The sequence below is a fragment of the Halomonas sp. SIMBA_159 genome, from assembly GCF_046536035.1.
GTDB lineage: Bacteria > Pseudomonadota > Gammaproteobacteria > Pseudomonadales > Halomonadaceae > Vreelandella > Vreelandella venusta_A.
Genome location: NZ_JAWJBT010001028.1, coordinates 1 through 255, shown reverse-complemented (window position 1 = coordinate 255; position 255 = coordinate 1). Strand labels below are relative to the sequence as shown.

Below are 255 nucleotides of genomic sequence, written 5' to 3'. Positions count from 1 at the left end.
CTAAATCACATCCAGCCGTTTAACCCCTTTTTTTGCCAGTTCAATAATCGTTGGCTCGGTATAGGGCTTCAGCCATTCTTCGCGACCAAAAATCGACTGGTAACTCATGCTCATCTTTTCTCTTGGCATCGCCAGCGCTTCTGCCAGAAGTGCCGTTGTCTGGTTACAGTGCTCGGGATAAGGATCGCCCAAATCAGCGTAACGTTTTGGAATACCATGGTACGAACACAGCAGGTAGTCAGGCTCTCCATGCTC

At 49.0% G+C, this 255-nt stretch carries 1 protein-coding gene; it reads right to left on the bottom strand.

The window, feature by feature from the left end; genetic code table 11:
- On the bottom strand, positions 1-255 hold a 255-nt coding region (locus R0J87_RS22385; protein ID WP_498889071.1), incomplete at its 5' end, for a ferrochelatase.